The organism is Escherichia sp. MOD1-EC6162, assembly GCF_002965125.1.
GTDB lineage: Bacteria > Pseudomonadota > Gammaproteobacteria > Enterobacterales > Enterobacteriaceae > Escherichia > Escherichia marmotae.
In genome coordinates this window covers 150968-166768 of sequence record NZ_PTSB01000002.1, presented here as the reverse complement: position 1 = coordinate 166768, position 15801 = coordinate 150968, and the positions used below count along the sequence as shown (strand labels likewise).

The 15801-nt window shown below is 49.8% G+C and carries 18 protein-coding genes and 1 other annotated feature; of the genes, 14 read left to right on the top strand and 4 right to left on the bottom strand.

Going from position 1 to position 15801, the window contains the following annotated elements:
- Positions 1-58 precede the first annotated feature (58 nt).
- Positions 59-166: a small membrane protein YniD gene (gene yniD / locus A9587_RS02850; RefSeq protein ID WP_001142445.1), complete on the bottom strand. Its 108-nt coding sequence runs from the start codon at positions 164-166 to the stop codon at positions 59-61.
- A 301-nt stretch (positions 167-467) separates the two neighbouring features.
- On the opposite strand from yniD, the gene thrS reads away from it, so the two are divergent.
- The 14 genes from thrS to selO all read left to right on the top strand — a co-directional run bounded on the left by thrS (position 468) and on the right by selO (position 13220).
- On the top strand, positions 468-2396 hold the full coding sequence (gene thrS / locus A9587_RS02845) for a threonine--tRNA ligase (RefSeq protein WP_001144185.1): 1929 nt from the start codon (positions 468-470) through the stop codon (positions 2394-2396).
- A 3-nt stretch (positions 2397-2399) separates the two neighbouring features.
- Positions 2400-2942, top strand: a complete 543-nt coding sequence (gene infC, locus A9587_RS02840) for a translation initiation factor IF-3 (protein WP_001700733.1) — start codon at positions 2400-2402, stop codon at positions 2940-2942.
- A 92-nt stretch (positions 2943-3034) separates the two neighbouring features.
- Positions 3035-3232, top strand: a complete 198-nt coding sequence (gene rpmI / locus A9587_RS02835) for a 50S ribosomal protein L35 (protein ID WP_001124225.1) — start codon at positions 3035-3037, stop codon at positions 3230-3232.
- Positions 3233-3283: 51 nt separating this feature from the next.
- The gene (gene rplT, locus A9587_RS02830; RefSeq protein WP_000124850.1) at positions 3284-3640 is read left to right on the top strand and encodes a 50S ribosomal protein L20; all 357 of its coding nucleotides are present in this window, start codon (positions 3284-3286) and stop codon (positions 3638-3640) included.
- A gap of 116 nt (positions 3641-3756) precedes the next feature.
- Positions 3757-3881, top strand: a sequence feature (Phe leader region).
- A complete protein-coding gene (pheM, locus tag A9587_RS02825) occupies positions 3763-3807 on the top strand; it encodes a pheST operon leader peptide PheM (protein ID WP_001386830.1) in 45 nt (14 codons plus the stop codon). (Overlaps the previous feature by 45 nt.)
- Positions 3882-4089: 208 nt before the next feature.
- The gene (gene pheS / locus A9587_RS02820) at positions 4090-5073 is read left to right on the top strand and encodes a phenylalanine--tRNA ligase subunit alpha (protein WP_000018588.1); all 984 of its coding nucleotides are present in this window, start codon (positions 4090-4092) and stop codon (positions 5071-5073) included.
- 14 nt (positions 5074-5087) lie between these two features.
- Positions 5088-7475, top strand: a complete 2388-nt coding sequence (pheT, locus tag A9587_RS02815; RefSeq protein WP_000672317.1) for a phenylalanine--tRNA ligase subunit beta — start codon at positions 5088-5090, stop codon at positions 7473-7475.
- Between the two features lie 4 nt (positions 7476-7479).
- Positions 7480-7779, top strand: coding sequence for an integration host factor subunit alpha (ihfA, locus tag A9587_RS02810; RefSeq protein WP_001229265.1), 300 nt, complete (start codon positions 7480-7482; stop codon positions 7777-7779).
- A 100-nt stretch (positions 7780-7879) separates the two neighbouring features.
- Positions 7880-8860 carry a vitamin B12 ABC transporter permease BtuC gene (gene btuC, locus A9587_RS02805; RefSeq protein WP_000956546.1) on the top strand — a complete coding sequence of 327 codons (981 nt, stop codon included), beginning with the start codon at positions 7880-7882 and terminating at the stop codon, positions 8858-8860.
- Positions 8861-8921: 61 nt separating this feature from the next.
- Positions 8922-9473: a bifunctional thioredoxin/glutathione peroxidase gene (gene btuE, locus A9587_RS02800; protein ID WP_105263212.1), complete on the top strand. Its 552-nt coding sequence runs from the start codon at positions 8922-8924 to the stop codon at positions 9471-9473.
- Positions 9473-10222 carry a vitamin B12 ABC transporter ATP-binding protein BtuD gene (btuD, locus tag A9587_RS02795; protein ID WP_105263211.1) on the top strand — a complete coding sequence of 250 codons (750 nt, stop codon included), beginning with the start codon at positions 9473-9475 and terminating at the stop codon, positions 10220-10222. The genes btuE and btuD overlap by 1 nt, the downstream gene beginning before the upstream one ends.
- 77 nt (positions 10223-10299) lie before the next feature.
- Positions 10300-10764 (top strand): C40 family peptidase, encoded by a 465-nt coding sequence (locus A9587_RS02790; RefSeq protein WP_001209789.1) that lies wholly within the window; start codon positions 10300-10302, stop codon positions 10762-10764.
- Between the two features lie 243 nt (positions 10765-11007).
- Complete coding sequence (locus tag A9587_RS02785) at positions 11008-11721, top strand: EAL domain-containing protein (RefSeq protein ID WP_000866247.1); 714 nt, start codon at positions 11008-11010, stop codon at positions 11719-11721.
- A gap of 62 nt (positions 11722-11783) precedes the next feature.
- Entirely contained in the window at positions 11784-13220 is a 1437-nt protein-coding gene (gene selO, locus A9587_RS02780; RefSeq protein WP_105263210.1) for a protein adenylyltransferase SelO, read from the top strand.
- Positions 13221-13223: 3 nt separating this feature from the next.
- On the opposite strand, the gene hemP is transcribed toward selO, so the two are convergent.
- From hemP to ppsR, 3 genes are all read right to left on the bottom strand, one after another.
- Positions 13224-13415 carry a hemin uptake protein HemP gene (gene hemP / locus A9587_RS02775; protein ID WP_001516313.1) on the bottom strand — a complete coding sequence of 64 codons (192 nt, stop codon included), beginning with the start codon at positions 13413-13415 and terminating at the stop codon, positions 13224-13226.
- A 131-nt stretch (positions 13416-13546) separates the two neighbouring features.
- Positions 13547-14593, bottom strand: a complete 1047-nt coding sequence (gene aroH / locus A9587_RS02770; protein WP_001516314.1) for a 3-deoxy-7-phosphoheptulonate synthase AroH — start codon at positions 14591-14593, stop codon at positions 13547-13549.
- A gap of 156 nt (positions 14594-14749) precedes the next feature.
- Complete coding sequence (gene ppsR, locus A9587_RS02765; protein ID WP_105263209.1) at positions 14750-15583, bottom strand: posphoenolpyruvate synthetase regulatory kinase/phosphorylase PpsR; 834 nt, start codon at positions 15581-15583, stop codon at positions 14750-14752.
- Positions 15584-15801: the final 218 nt, after the last annotated feature.

Genomic DNA, 15801 nt, shown 5'->3' with positions numbered 1-15801 from the left:
TACTGCCGGACTGCGACGTGCGGTCTGGCTTTTACGTTAGCGGATAGAGTCTTACCATTCAGCCCCAAATCATTGCTGCCCAACGCAGTAACAGCATCGCGCCACAGATAGCCAGTAGTACCACCACCATCTTCCAGTGTTTTTTGTCAAAACGTTTTGTCGGCATGCGATTTTCCTGCGTATTTCGAGTAGTCGATAATCGAGTGTAACAAAATGGGCAGGTGTTGCCTGCGTTGATTTATATCATATCGATCATGGTGATTGTCGCTTTGCCCGACAACAAATACCGTGTAAACTGCCAGGCGGTATTATCAGAAAGTGGGTGTAGGTCTGGCATCACCAACCGGTATGCTGTGACATATTTCGCAGAGTGAAGCGGGAATCAACCCAAACCTTTTTGGTAAATTTCATATGAATCTTTGTATGTGATCTTTCGTGTGGGTCACCACTGCAAATAAGGATATAACATGCCTGTTATTACTCTTCCTGATGGCAGCCAACGCCATTACGACCACGCTGTAAGCCCCATGGATGTTGCGCTGGACATTGGTCCAGGTCTGGCGAAAGCCTGTATCGCAGGGCGCGTTAATGGCGAACTGGTAGATGCGTGCGATTTGATTGAAAACGACGCTAAACTGGCGATCATTACCGCTAAAGACGAAGAAGGTCTGGAGATCATTCGTCACTCCTGCGCGCACCTGTTAGGGCACGCAATTAAACAACTTTGGCCGCATACCAAAATGGCAATCGGCCCGGTTATTGACAACGGTTTCTATTATGACGTTGATCTTGACCGCACGTTAACCCAGGAAGATGTCGAAGCACTCGAGAAGCGGATGCATGAGCTTGCTGAGAAAAACTACGACGTCATTAAGAAGAAAGTTAGCTGGCACGAAGCGCGTGAAACGTTTGTTAAACGCGGCGAGAGCTATAAAGTCTCCATCCTGGACGAAAATATTGCCCATGATGACCTGCCGGGTCTCTATTTTCATGAAGAATATGTCGATATGTGCCGCGGTCCGCACGTACCGAACATGCGTTTCTGCCATCACTTCAAACTGATGAAAACGGCAGGGGCTTACTGGCGCGGCGATAGCAACAACAAAATGTTGCAGCGTATTTACGGTACTGCGTGGGCAGACAAAAAAGCCCTCAACGCTTACCTGCAGCGCCTGGAAGAAGCCGCGAAACGCGACCACCGTAAAATCGGTAAGCAGCTTGACCTGTACCATATGCAGGAAGAAGCGCCGGGTATGGTGTTCTGGCACAACGACGGCTGGACAATCTTCCGTGAACTGGAAGTGTTCGTACGTTCTAAACTGAAAGAGTACCAGTATCAGGAAGTAAAAGGTCCGTTCATGATGGACCGCGTCCTGTGGGAAAAAACCGGACACTGGGAAAACTACAAAGATGCGATGTTCACCACGTCTTCAGAGAACCGTGAATACTGCATTAAGCCGATGAACTGCCCGGGTCACGTACAAATTTTCAACCAGGGGCTGAAGTCGTATCGCGATCTGCCGCTGCGTATGGCCGAGTTCGGTAGCTGCCACCGTAACGAGCCGTCAGGTTCTCTGCATGGACTGATGCGTGTACGTGGTTTCACTCAGGACGACGCGCATATCTTCTGTACTGAAGAACAAATTCGCGATGAAGTTAACGGATGTATCCGTTTAGTCTATGATATGTACAGCACTTTTGGCTTCGAGAAAATCGTGGTCAAACTTTCCACTCGTCCTGAAAAACGTATTGGCAGCGACGAAATGTGGGATCGTGCTGAGGCGGACCTGGCAGTTGCGCTGGAAGAAAACAACATCCCGTTTGAATATCAACTGGGTGAAGGCGCTTTCTACGGTCCGAAAATTGAATTTACCCTGTATGACTGCCTCGATCGTGCATGGCAGTGCGGTACGGTACAGCTGGACTTCTCCTTGCCGTCTCGTCTGAGCGCCTCCTATGTGGGCGAAGACAACGAGCGTAAGGTTCCGGTAATGATTCACCGCGCAATTCTGGGGTCTATGGAACGTTTCATCGGTATCCTGACCGAAGAGTTCGCTGGTTTCTTCCCGACCTGGCTTGCGCCGGTTCAGGTTGTTATCATGAACATTACTGATTCGCAGTCTGAATACGTTAACGAATTGACGCAAAAACTATCAAATGCGGGCATTCGTGTTAAAGCAGACTTGAGAAATGAGAAGATTGGCTTTAAAATCCGCGAGCACACTTTGCGTCGCGTCCCGTATATGTTGGTCTGTGGTGATAAAGAGGTGGAATCTGGCAAAGTTGCCGTTCGCACCCGCCGTGGTAAAGACCTGGGAAGCATGGACGTAAATGAAGTGATCGAGAAGCTGCAACAAGAGATTCGCAGCCGCAGTCTTAAACAATTGGAGGAATAAGGTATTAAAGGCGGAAAACGAGTTCAAACGGCGCGCCCTAACCGTATTAATGGCGAAATTCGCGCCCAGGAAGTTCGCTTAACAGGTCTGGAAGGCGAGCAGCTTGGTATTGTGAGTCTGAGAGAAGCTCTGGAGAAAGCTGAAGAAGCCGGAGTAGACTTAGTCGAGATCAGCCCTAACGCCGAGCCGCCGGTTTGTCGTATCATGGATTACGGCAAATTCCTCTATGAAAAGAGCAAGTCTTCTAAGGAACAGAAGAAAAAGCAAAAAGTTATCCAGGTTAAGGAAATTAAATTCCGTCCTGGTACAGATGAAGGCGACTATCAGGTAAAACTCCGCAGCCTGATTCGCTTTCTGGAAGAGGGTGATAAAGCCAAAATCACACTGCGTTTCCGCGGTCGTGAGATGGCGCACCAGCAAATCGGTATGGAAGTGCTTAATCGCGTGAAAGACGATTTGCAAGAACTGGCAGTGGTCGAATCCTTCCCAACGAAGATCGAAGGCCGCCAGATGATCATGGTGCTCGCTCCTAAGAAGAAACAGTAAGGCCATCAAGTAATCATTCCTGTGGGCCTCGGCTCACAGGGTGATTCGCCTTTGTTTCTGTTTATCAACAATGCGAAGTGGAAGTTATTAAAATGCCAAAAATTAAGACCGTACGCGGTGCTGCTAAGCGCTTCAAAAAAACCGGTAAAGGTGGTTTTAAGCACAAGCACGCTAACCTGCGTCACATTCTGACCAAAAAAGCGACCAAACGTAAACGTCACCTGCGTCCGAAAGCCATGGTTTCTAAAGGCGATCTGGGCCTGGTAATCGCGTGCCTGCCGTACGCATAAGTCGTTAACGTTTTTTAACTTTTTAATTAGAATAGATACAGGAGAGCACATATGGCTCGCGTAAAACGTGGTGTTATTGCACGCGCACGTCACAAGAAAATTTTGAAACAAGCTAAAGGCTACTACGGTGCGCGTTCTCGCGTATACCGCGTTGCCTTCCAGGCTGTTATCAAGGCTGGTCAGTATGCTTACCGTGACCGTCGTCAACGTAAGCGTCAGTTCCGTCAACTGTGGATTGCGCGTATCAACGCAGCAGCACGTCAGAACGGTATTTCTTACAGCAAATTCATCAATGGCCTGAAAAAAGCCTCTGTTGAAATCGACCGTAAGATCCTGGCTGACATCGCAGTATTCGACAAAGTAGCGTTCACCGCTCTGGTTGAAAAAGCGAAAGCAGCTCTGGCATAAGCCAGTTGAAAGAGGGAGCTTGTCTCCCTCTTTTCGTTTCAACACTATCAGAACATTGACTTTTATCGTCGTAGCCTTTTCAATAAAGGTCTTTTGAAAAGTTCCAAAAGGTAACGCAAGCAATGAATGCTGCTATTTTCCGCTTCTTTTTTTACTTTAGCACCTGACTCCAGGAGGCTAGCGCGTGAGAAGAGAAACGGAAAACAGCGCCTGAAAGCCTCCCAGTGGAGGCTTTTTTTGTATGCGCGTTCTGAAAAATAAAAAGCCTGTCTCATCAGGCGTAATTGTCGCAGTCAGTTTGGACACGGCCAGCGCGGAGAAACCGGAGCGTACTTAAGTACGTGAGGATTTCGAGCACTGTCCGGGACAAAATGGCAAGTAAAATAGCCTGATGGGATAGGCTCTAAGTCCAACGAACCAGTGTCACCACCGACACAATGAGGAAAACCATGTCACATCTCGCAGAACTGGTTGCCAGTGCGAAGGCGGCCATTAGCCAGGCGTCAGATGTTGCCGCGTTAGACAATGTGCGCGTCGAATATTTGGGTAAAAAAGGGCACTTGACCCTTCAGATGACGACCCTGCGTGAGCTGCCGCCAGAAGAGCGTCCGGCAGCCGGTGCGGTTATCAACGAAGCAAAAGAGCAGGTGCAGCAGGCGCTGAATGCGCGTAAAGCCGAGCTGGAAAGCGCGGCGTTGAATGCGCGTCTGGCAGCAGAGACTATTGATGTCTCCTTGCCGGGGCGTCGTATTGAAAACGGCGGTCTGCATCCGGTGACCCGTACTATCGACCGTATCGAAAGTTTCTTCGGTGAGCTTGGCTTTACCGTGGCTACCGGGCCGGAGATCGAAGACGATTATCATAACTTTGATGCTCTGAACATTCCAGGTCACCACCCGGCGCGCGCTGACCACGACACTTTCTGGTTTGATGCTACTCGTCTGCTGCGTACCCAGACGTCTGGCGTACAGATCCGCACCATGAAAGCCCAGCAGCCACCGATTCGTATCATCGCACCTGGCCGTGTTTATCGTAACGACTACGACCAGACTCACACACCGATGTTCCATCAGATGGAAGGCCTGATTGTTGACACCAACATCAGCTTTACCAACCTGAAAGGCACACTGCACGACTTCCTGCGTAACTTCTTTGAAGAAGATTTGCAGATCCGCTTCCGTCCTTCCTACTTCCCGTTCACCGAACCGTCTGCAGAAGTGGACGTTATGGGTAAAAACGGCAAATGGTTGGAAGTGCTGGGTTGCGGCATGGTGCATCCAAATGTGCTGCGTAACGTCGGTATCGACCCGGAAGTTTACTCCGGTTTTGCCTTTGGGATGGGGATGGAGCGCCTGACTATGTTGCGTTACGGCGTCACCGACCTGCGTTCATTCTTCGAAAACGATCTGCGTTTCCTCAAACAGTTTAAATAAGGCAGGAATAGATTATGAAATTCAGTGAACTGTGGTTACGCGAATGGGTGAACCCAGCGATTGATAGCGATGCGCTGGCGAATCAAATCACTATGGCGGGTCTGGAAGTTGACGGTGTAGAACCGGTTGCCGGTAGCTTCCATGGCGTGGTTGTTGGTGAAGTAGTTGAGTGCGCACAGCATCCAAACGCTGACAAACTGCGAGTGACGAAAGTCAACGTTGGTGGTGATCGCCTGCTGGATATTGTCTGTGGCGCACCAAACTGCCGCCAGGGCCTGCGTGTGGCGGTAGCGACCATTGGTGCTGTTCTGCCGGGTGATTTTAAAATTAAAGCGGCGAAACTGCGTGGCGAACCGTCTGAAGGGATGCTGTGCTCTTTCTCCGAGCTGGGCATTTCTGACGATCATAACGGCATTATTGAACTGCCAGCGGATGCGCCGATTGGTACTGACATTCGTGAATACCTGAAACTCGATGATAACACTATCGAAATCAGCGTTACGCCAAACCGTGCCGACTGCTTAGGCATCATTGGTGTTGCGCGCGACGTTGCTGTGCTGAACCAGTTGCCGCTGGTTGAACCGGAAATCATTCCGGTTGGTGCAACCATTGACGATACGTTGCCGATTGCAGTAGAAGCGCCTGAAGCCTGCCCGCGTTATCTTGGTCGCGTCGTAAAAGGCATTAACGTTAAAGCCCCAACTCCGCTGTGGATGAAAGAAAAACTGCGTCGCTGCGGCATTCGTTCTATCGATGCGGTCGTTGACGTGACCAACTACGTGCTCCTTGAACTGGGTCAACCGATGCACGCTTTCGATAAAGATCGCATTGAAGGCGGTATTGTGGTGCGGATGGCGAAAGAGGGTGAAACGCTGGTGTTGCTCGATGGCACTGAAGCGAAGCTGAATGCTGACACTCTGGTTATTGCTGACCACAACAAGGCACTGGCAATGGGTGGCATCTTCGGCGGCGAACATTCTGGCGTAAATGAAGAAACGCAAAACGTTTTGCTGGAATGCGCTTTCTTCAGCCCGCTGTCTATCACCGGTCGTGCTCGTCGTCATGGCCTGCATACCGATGCGTCTCACCGTTACGAGCGTGGTGTTGATCCGGCACTGCAGCATAAAGCAATGGAACGTGCGACTCGTCTGCTGATTGACATTTGCGGCGGTGAAGCAGGTCCGGTTATCGATATCACCAACGAAGCAACGCTGCCGAAGCGTGCGACTATCACTTTACGTCGCAGCAAACTGGATCGCCTGATCGGCCATCATATTGCCGATGAGCAGGTTACCGACATTCTGCGTCGCCTCGGCTGCAAAGTGACCGAAGGTAAGGACGAGTGGCAGGCAGTTGCGCCGAGCTGGCGTTTCGACATGGAGATTGAAGAGGATCTGGTCGAAGAAGTCGCTCGTGTTTATGGCTACAACAACATTCCGGACGAGCCGGTGCAGGCGAGCCTGATTATGGGCACTCACCGCGAAGCTGACCTGTCGCTCAAGCGTGTGAAAACGCTTCTCAACGACAAAGGCTATCAGGAAGTGATCACCTACAGCTTCGTGGATCCGAAAGTTCAGCAGATGATCCACCCGGGTGCAGAAGCGTTACTGCTGCCAAGTCCGATCTCGGTTGAAATGTCAGCAATGCGCCTTTCTTTGTGGACTGGCCTGCTGGCAACGGTAGTGTACAACCAGAACCGTCAGCAAAACCGTGTGCGTATTTTCGAAAGTGGTCTGCGTTTTGTTCCGGACACCCAGGCACCATTGGGCATTCGTCAGGATCTGATGTTAGCTGGTGTTATTTGCGGTAACCGTTATGAAGAGCACTGGAACCTGGCAAAAGAGACCGTTGATTTCTATGATTTGAAAGGTGATCTGGAATCCGTTCTCGACCTGACTGGTAAACTGAATGAGGTTGAGTTCCGTGCAGAAGCGAATCCGGCGCTGCATCCTGGACAATCCGCAGCGATTTATCTGAAAGGTGAACGCATTGGTTTTGTTGGGGTTGTTCATCCTGAACTGGAACGTAAACTGGATCTCAACGGTCGCACTCTGGTGTTCGAACTGGAGTGGAGCAAGCTCGCAGACCGCGTGGTGCCTCAAGCGCGCGAGATTTCTCGCTTCCCGGCGAACCGTCGCGACATCGCGGTTGTGGTCGCAGAAAACGTTCCCGCTGCGGATATTTTATCCGAATGTAAGAAAGTTGGCGTAAATCAGGTAGTTGGCGTAAACTTATTTGACGTGTACCGCGGTAAGGGTGTTGCGGAGGGGTATAAGAGCCTCGCCATAAGCCTGATCCTGCAAGATACCAGCCGTACACTCGAAGAAGAGGAGATTGCCGCTACCGTCGCCAAATGTGTAGAGGCATTAAAAGAGCGATTCCAGGCATCATTGAGGGATTGAACCTATGGCGCTTACAAAAGCTGAAATGTCAGAATATCTGTTTGATAAGCTTGGGCTTAGCAAGCGGGATGCCAAAGAACTGGTTGAACTGTTTTTCGAAGAGATCCGTCGCGCTCTGGAAAACGGCGAGCAGGTAAAACTCTCTGGCTTTGGTAACTTCGATCTGCGTGATAAGAATCAACGTCCGGGACGTAACCCGAAAACGGGCGAAGATATTCCCATTACAGCACGGCGCGTGGTGACCTTCAGACCAGGGCAGAAGTTAAAAAGCCGGGTCGAAAACGCTTCGCCCAAAGACGAGTAATCTGATCTAACTAAAAAGGCCGCTCTGCGGCCTTTTTTCTTTTCACTCCCGCTGAGTCACCGTAAAATCAACAGCATTATTCTGAAGCTGAACGGATATCATGCTGACACTTGCCCGCCAACAACAGCGACAAAATGTACGCTGGTTATTTACCTTGTCAGCATTAATGCTGCTGGCGCTTCTTTTAAGCCTTTGTGCTGGTGAACAATGGATCTCGCCAGATGACTGGTTTACCCCCCGAGGCGAGCTTTTTATCTGGCAAATACGTCTTCCGCGCACGCTGGCTGTGCTATTGGTTGGAGCGGCGCTGGCATTGTCCGGTGCAGTGATGCAGGCGTTATTTGAAAACCCATTGGCAGAACCCGGGCTACTCGGCGTCTCTAACGGTGCAGGTGTGGGGCTTATTGCTGCTGTATTGCTGGGGCAAGGGCAATTACCTGAGTGGGCGCTGGGACTTTGTGCTATTGCTGGTGCGCTCATTATCACTTTAATTCTCTTACGTTTTGCTCGTCGTCATCTTTCGACCAGCCGATTATTGCTGGCGGGGGTTGCATTAGGGATTATCTGTAGTGCATTAATGACGTGGGCCATCTACTTTTCCACTTCTGTTGATTTACGGCAGTTGATGTATTGGATGATGGGCGGCTTTGGCGGCGTTGAGTGGCGGCAAAGTTGGTTGATGCTGGCGTTGATTCCCGTGCTGCTGTGGGTCTGCTGCCAGTCCAGACCGATGAATATGTTAGCGCTTGGTGAGATCCCGGCGCGACAGTTAGGTTTGCCTCTGTGGTTCTGGCGCAATGTGCTGGTGGCCGCGACCGGCTGGATGGTCGGCGTCAGTGTGGCGCTTGCTGGTGCTATCGGATTTATTGGGTTGGTGATCCCGCATATTCTGCGGCTGTGCGGGTTAACCGATCATCGTGTATTGCTTCCCGGCTGTGCGTTGGCGGGAGCTACCGCATTGCTTCTCGCTGATATTGTCGCTCGCCTGGCGCTGGTTTCCGCCGAGTTGCCCATTGGTGTGGTCACCGCAACCCTGGGAGCGCCGGTGTTTATCTGGTTATTGTTAAAAGCAGGGCGTTAGCCGCAAAAGACGGTCTATGATTAAAAGCTAAGATTTTTACTGACCTCATCCAGGAGACACGATGCAAGATTCCATACTGACCACCATAGTGAAGACGATTGACGGTGAAGTGACCACGCTGGAGAAATATGCCGGTAATGTGCTACTGATTGTCAATGTCGCCTCAAAGTGTGGCTTAACGCCGCAATATGAACAGTTAGAGAACATTCAGAAAGCTTGGGCCGATCGTGGTTTTATAGTATTGGGATTTCCGTGCAACCAGTTTCTTGAGCAAGAGCCGGGCAGCGATGAAGAAATTAAAACTTACTGTACAATGACCTGGGGTGTGACGTTCCCGATGTTCAGTAAGGTTGAAGTTAATGGCGAAGGTCGTCATCCGCTGTACCAAAAATTGATTGCCGCAGCGCCGACCGCCGTTGCGCCGGAAGAAAGCGGATTCTATACGCGCCTGGCCAGTAAGGGGCGGGCACCACTGTATCCTGATGATATTTTATGGAATTTTGAAAAATTCTTAGTGGGCAGGGATGGTAAGGTTATCCAGCGTTTTTCCCCGGATATGACGCCGGAAGATCCTATTGTGATGGAAAGCATTAAACTGGCGTTGGCGAAATAATGTCTATTGTGATGCAGTTACAGGATGTTGCGGAATCAACCCGCCTGGGGCCGCTTTCTGGCGAAGTCCGGGCAGGGGAGATCCTGCATCTGGTGGGGCCGAACGGCGCAGGCAAGAGTACGTTGCTGGCGCGGATGGCCGGAATGACCAGCGGTATGGGAAACATTCAGTTTGCTGGCCAGCCACTGGAAGCATGGTCCGCGGCGAAGCTCGCGCTGCATCGTGCTTACCTTTCGCAGCAACAAACGCCGCCATTTGCTATGCCGGTATGGCATTACCTGACCATGCATCAGCATGATAAAACGCGTACTGACCCGCTAAATGATGTTGCCGGGGCGCTGGCCCTTGATGACAAGCTCGGACGTAACACTAATCAACTTTCCGGCGGTGAATGGCAACGAGTGCGTCTTGCTGCGGTGGTACTGCAAATCACGCCGCAAGCCAATCCTGATGGTCAATTGCTGCTTCTCGATGAACCCATGAACAGCCTTGATGTTGCCCAGCAAAGTGCGTTAGACAAAATTCTGAGCGCGCTGTGCCAGCAAGGACTGGCGATAGTGATGAGCAGTCACGATCTCAATCACACATTGCGTCACGCGCATCGGGCCTGGTTACTTAAACAAGGGAAACTGTTAGCCAGTGGACGCCGGGATGAAGTTTTGACGCCGCCGAACCTGGCCCAGGCTTACGGGATGAATTTCCGCCGTCTGGACATTGAAGGACACAGAATGCTGATTTCGACTGCCTGATAGCAATAGCATCTTGAAAATCGGGTAATTTCGACGCTAAATTAATGCAAGAATAAAAAACAGAGGATTCGTACGGAATGCGTTTCTGCCTTATTTTAATCACAGCACTGTTTCTGGTTGGGTGTAGCCATCACAAAGCGCCGCCGCCAAATGCCAGACTTTCTGACTCTATTACCGTCATTGCCGGTTTGAACGATCAACTACAAAGCTGGCATGGCACACCTTATCGTTATGGCGGCATGAGTCGTCGTGGGGTGGACTGCTCAGGCTTTGTGGTCGTAACGATGCGCGATCGTTTCGATTTGCAGTTGCCGCGTGAAACAAAGCAGCAGGCCTCTATCGGTACTCAAATTGATAAAGAAGAGTTGCTGCCAGGCGATCTGGTTTTTTTCAAAACTGGCTCCGGGCAAAATGGTTTACATGTGGGTATTTATGATACCAACAACCAATTTATTCATGCTTCTACCAGCAAAGGGGTGATGCGCTCTTCCCTTGATAATGTCTACTGGCAGAAAAATTTCTGGCAAGCAAGACGGATCTAGTATGTCAAAAAGGACGGTGATGATACATCGCCGTCCTTTTACTTCTGAATAAAGTAGTATTTTTCAGACAAAAATTCCGTAAATGGAATATTCGTTTATAATTAGGATAATCTTAAAAGGGACCCCTGAAAAAGTGGTTAACAAGGAAAAAATGAAAGTTATCCGATCTGTATTTTTTATGCCTTATGGTCTCATCTTTTTTAGCCGGAATTGCAAAAACATTCCTGGAGAAGGGTGGTTACCATGAAGGTTCTACTGGAGAATGTTTATCATTCTGATTGCTATTTTCTGCCGATAAGAGATAGTCAGCAAAATCTTGTTGGGATTGAATTAATAACCCATTTCTCCAGTGAAGACGGTACGGTTCGCATCCCGACGACGCGGGTTATGGCGCAACTTTCCGAGGAGCAGCATTGGCAGTTATTTGTCGAGCAGTTGGAATTACTTAAATCATGCCAACATTTTTTTATTCGACACAAACTCTTTGCATGGGTTAATTTGACACCGCAAGTGGCAAGGTTATTATTAATTGATAATAATTACGCAGCCCAACTATTAAAAATCCCCTTTGTTGAATTGCGGATTAATGAAAATTATCCACAGCTTAATGAGGGGAAAGATAATTACAACCTTTTGCACTTATCGCAAATTTTTCCATTGGTATTGGGAAATTTAGGTGCGGGAAACAGTACCATGAAAGCGATATTTGATGGTCTTTTCACCCGAGTTATGTTGGATAAAGGCTTTGTTCAGCAACAAATAGCTAATACATCCTTCGCGCCATTTATTCGTGCTATTCATGCGCAAATATCACCCTGTTGCAACTATATCATTGCGGCGGGTATTGATACCTCAGGAATGTTGGCGAAAATAACGCCGTATGGTTTCCATGCCCTACAAGGAAGCTTATGGCCAGCCGTTCCCGTAAGCAAGGTAACAACTCTGGTTCAGCGATAACCCCTTTGTTTGCTGGTGTTTAAGACGAGGGTTACCGTCTACACTATCAGACAGGAGGATCTATGACCCTGTCTTTTATTACTCGCTGGCGTGATGAATTACCTGCAACTTATACATCACTTTCCCCCACGCCTTTAAATAATGCCCGGCTGATCTGGTATAACGCCGAACTGGCTAATACGCTGGGTATTCCATCGTCGCTGTTTGAAAGTGGCGCGGGCGTCTGGGGAGGAGAAACATTACTACCGGGCATGTCACCACTGGCGCAGGTCTACAGTGGTCATCAGTTTGGCGTCTGGGCGGGCCAGTTGGGTGACGGGCGCGGCATTCTACTTGGTGAGCAACAGCTTGCCGATGGCACCACAATGGACTGGCATTTGAAAGGTGCGGGGCTGACGCCTTATTCGCGAATGGGCGATGGACGGGCGGTATTACGCTCTACGATTCGCGAAAGCCTCGCCAGCGAGGCGATGCATTACCTGGGCATTCCAACGACGCGCGCTTTAAGTATTGTCACCAGCGATACGCCGGTTTATCGGGAAACGGTGGAATCGGGCGCGATGCTGATGCGTGTGGCGCGCAGTCACTTACGATTTGGCCACTTCGAGCACTTTTATTATCGCCGCGAGCCGGAAAAAGTTCGCCAGTTGGCTGATTTTGCCATTCGTCATTACTGGCCGCACCTTCTGGATGATGAGAACAAATACCGTCTCTGGTTTACCGATGTTGTTGCACGTGCCGCGTCGTTAATTGCTAACTGGCAGACAGTCGGCTTTGCACATGGCGTGATGAACACTGACAATATGTCAATTCTCGGATTGACGCTCGATTACGGACCGTTTGGTTTTCTTGATGATTACGAACCGGGCTTTATCTGTAATCACTCGGATCATCAAGGGCGTTACAGTTTTGATAATCAACCTGCCGTCGCGTTGTGGAATTTACAGCGTCTGGCACAGACATTATCGCCATTTATTTCTGTGGATGCGTTGAATGAGGCACTGGACAGCTATCAGCAGGTTTTGTTGAGCCAATATGGGCAACGGATGCGCCGAAAACTGGGCTTCATGACGGAGCAAAAAGAGGATAACGTTTTGCTGAGTGAATTATTCAGCCTGATGGCGCGAGAGCGCAGCGATTATACCCGCACATTCCGCATGTTGAGTCTGACCGGGCAGCACAGCGCGGCATCACCACTGCGTGATGAATTTATTGATCGTGCGGCGTTTGATAACTGGTTTGCGCGTTATCGGGTGCGTTTGCAGCAAGATGAAGTCACCGACAGCGAACGTCAGCAACTTATGCAGAGCGTCAATCCGGCGCTGGTGTTGCGTAACTGGCTGGCACAACGGGCCATCGAGGCGGCAGAACAAGGCGATATGACGGAGTTACATCGCCTGCATGAGGCGTTGCGAAATCCTTTCAGCGACAGAGATGATGATTATGTCAGCCGTCCACCGGACTGGGGCAAACGGCTGGAAGTCAGTTGTTCAAGTTAAACGCTACTTGGTCAGCAACAGTTTGCCTGCCTGTGTTTTACGTAGCAGATATTCTTGTCCGTCATGATCAATGATGAGCTTGCCATCCGGACCTAGCAGTGTCTGGCTGGCAATCCGCCGAATGGGCTGTGGGGAAGGAGCCTTCTGATTTGCATCCGTTTTAGGTGTGAGTCTGCTGCTATCCGTATAGCTCATAAAAATTAATAATAATTGATATAACAATGATTCTTATTATCAATATAATATTGCGTCAGGGCAAGTAATAATTCGTTGTGAAGACAACAGGTTGAGCAGAAATGCCCATTCCCGACGGAATGGGCACGCATTCAGAAGCGGGTATCTACCGCAGAGGCGAGTTTTTCGATCAGGTGTTCGGTATCTTCCCAGCCTAGACACGGGTCGGTAATGGATTGGCCATAGGTGAGCGGCTGACCGCCGACAATTTTTTGCGTACCTTCGCGCAGGAAACTTTCCGCCATAATGCCGGCAATCGCCGTAGAGCCATTGCGGATTTGCTGACAAATATCTTCACAGACTTCTAACTGGCGACGATGCTGCTTCTGGCAATTGCCGTGGCTGAAATCCACCACCAGATGTTCTGGTAAATCAAACTCGTGCAATGTATCGCAGGCGGCGGCGATATCATCGGCATGGTAATTCGGTTTTTTGCCGCCACGCATAATAATGTGGCCATACGGGTTGCCGCTGGTCTGGTAAATGGTCATCTGGCCGTTTTTGTCTGGCGAGAGGAACATATGGCTGGCGCGGGCAGCACGGATTGCATCTACGGCAATCCGCGTGTTGCCATCAGTGCCATTTTTAAAACCTACCGGGCAGGAGAGAGCTGAAGCCATTTCACGGTGGATCTGGCTTTCGGTTGTGCGTGCGCCAATCGCCCCCCAGCTAATCAGATCGGCAATAAATTGACCGGTCACCATATCGAGAAACTCAGTGGCAGTGGGCACACCCAGTTCATTCACCTGCAACAGTAACTTGCGCGCCAGTTCGAGGCCGTGATTTACGCGATAGCTGCCGTTTAAATCCGGGTCGGAAATTAATCCTTTCCAGCCGACAACGGTGCGCGGTTTTTCAAAATAAGTGCGCATTACGATTTCCAGCCGTGACTGGTACTGATTACGCAGCGCCTGCAGACGGGTGGCGTACTCCATTGCAGCGGTAAGATCGTGGATCGAACAGGGACCAATAACGACCAACAGTCGCTTGTCTTCACCATTCAATATTTTTTCAATTCTGCGCCGGGAATCAATTACATGGCTGGCAACGCCAGGCGTTACGGGATACCGCAGCGCGAGTTCAGCGGGCGTTACCAGACTCTCGATACGCGCAGTACGGAGTTCGTCAGTTCTGTTCATTACAAGTCTCAGAAATTTGTTGCTTCAACGGCAGGGTTGCCAGGAAGTGATGCGCATCACGATAAACCAATCCCTGCTGATTTCAAGTGCGAGGCAGGCAACACCTCGCGCAATTGACGGCATAGTAACAAAAAAACGAACTTCTATACTAGTTTTCTAGTACATTCTCCGACTAAGTCCCATGATATCAAGGATTTTGGTGGCAATCTCTTCTACCGAATAATTGGTACTGTTGATCCACGGGATCTGATTTTTACGGTACAACGCTTCCACTTCTGCGACTTCCATCCGGCACTGACGCAACGAGGCATAGCGGCTGTTCTCTCTACGTTCTTCGCGAATGGCTGCCAGCCGCTCCGGGTCAATAGTCAGGCCGAACAACTTATGCTGAAGTGGTTTGAGCGACGCAGGCAGGACCAGGTTGTCCATATCATCGGCAATAAAGGGGTAGTTTGCTGCGCGAATGCCAAACTGCATCGCGAGGTAAAGGCTGGTAGGTGTTTTACCACAGCGAGAGACGCCGAGCAGGATCACTTGCGCCTGATCCAGATTGCGCAACGAAATGCCGTCATCATGGGCGAGGGTGTAATCAATCGCCGCAATGCGCGCATCATATTTATTAAGATTATTAGGGTTCAGGCCGTGGGTACGGTGAGCAATTGGTGTCGGGGCCAGCTTCATCTCTTGTTGTAGCGGAGCAACCAGCGCCTGAACAATATCCTGACAAAACCCTTCGCTTTGCAAAATGATGTTGCGAATCTCCGGTAACACAATGGAGTAAAAGACCAGCGGGCGCACGCCCGTCTGCTGGTAAATCGCGTCGATCTGATCTTTCACCGCCCGTGCACGGCTCTCATTTTCGACAAACGGCAGCGTAATGCTGCTGATAGTAACGGGAAATTGCGACATGACTGCGTGACCTAATACCTCCGCAGTAATTGCCGTACCATCAGAAATATAAAAAACGTGGCGATCAACAGCATTATCCATTTTGTTCTTCCCGAGATGCAGACATAATTCTATGAAAGCATAAATTAAAAATGCACAGAAGCGTAGAACGTTATGACTGGTTTATAAAATGAACCTTCAATTTTATTTTTTATGAAAATAGCATTTCATTTTTATGGTTTCGTTTATACCGATGGTTTATGTGGGAATTATCGAAGATAGTGGATTTGCGCAACGCTGGGAGCACTCTTAAAAAGCAA